Here is a 938-nt window from a genome sequence, read left to right on the forward strand (position 1 = left end):
ACGACACCCTCAACGAATGCGCCCACCACCTCACCCCCCACACCGACCAACCCCTCCTCGACCTCCTCTACGGCCCCGCCCAACACCACCTCAACCAAACCCGCTACGCACAAATCGCCATCGTCAGCATCCAAGTCGCCCTCGTCCGCTACCTCAACCACCTCGGCATCCACCCCCACACCGTCATCGGCCACAGCATCGGCGAACTCACCGCCGCCTGGACCGCCGGCGTCCTCACCCTCCCCGACCTCCTCCACCTCACCGCACAACGCGGCCACCACATGAACAACCAACCCCAAACCGGCACCATGGCCGTCATCCACGCCGACACCCCCACCACCCACACCACCATCACCCCCTACCCCGACATCGAAATCGCCGCCTACAACACCCCCACCAACCACACCCTCGCCGGCCCCACCACCACCCTCACCACCCTCTGCAACACCACCCCCCACCACACCCAACAACTCAACGTCAGCCACGCCTTCCACTCCGCCGCCATGAACGGCGCCATCACCCCCTTCACCCACACCCTCAACCACACCACCCTCAACCCACCCACCCTCCCCTTCCTCTCCACCACCACCGGCACCTGGCACACCCCAGAAACCACCACCAACCCCACCACCTGGGCCAACGCCATCCGCCAACCCGTCCTCTTCCACCAAGCACTCACCCACCTCCCCGACACCCCCACCCACTTCTGGGAAATCGGCCCCCACCCCGCCCTCACCCCCCTCGCCCGCACCAACCTCCCCAACCCCCACCACCACTGGCACACCACCCTCCGCCGCCACCACAACGACCAACAACAACTCCACACCCACCTCACCAACCACCACAACACCGGAAACACCACAATCAACTGGACCAACCACCACCAACACAAACACCACCACCACACCACCATCCCCACCTACCCCTTCAACCGGCAG

The 938-nt window shown here is 65.4% G+C and carries 1 protein-coding gene; it reads left to right on the forward strand.

Annotation, left to right across the window (positions count from 1 at the left end; translation table 11 throughout):
- A partial coding sequence (locus ABD299_RS24810) for an acyltransferase domain-containing protein (protein WP_344267008.1) occupies window positions 1–938 on the forward strand: 938 nt, incomplete at both ends.

This window comes from Streptomyces sodiiphilus (genome assembly GCF_039529215.1).
Lineage (GTDB): Bacteria > Actinomycetota > Actinomycetes > Streptomycetales > Streptomycetaceae > Streptomyces > Streptomyces sodiiphilus.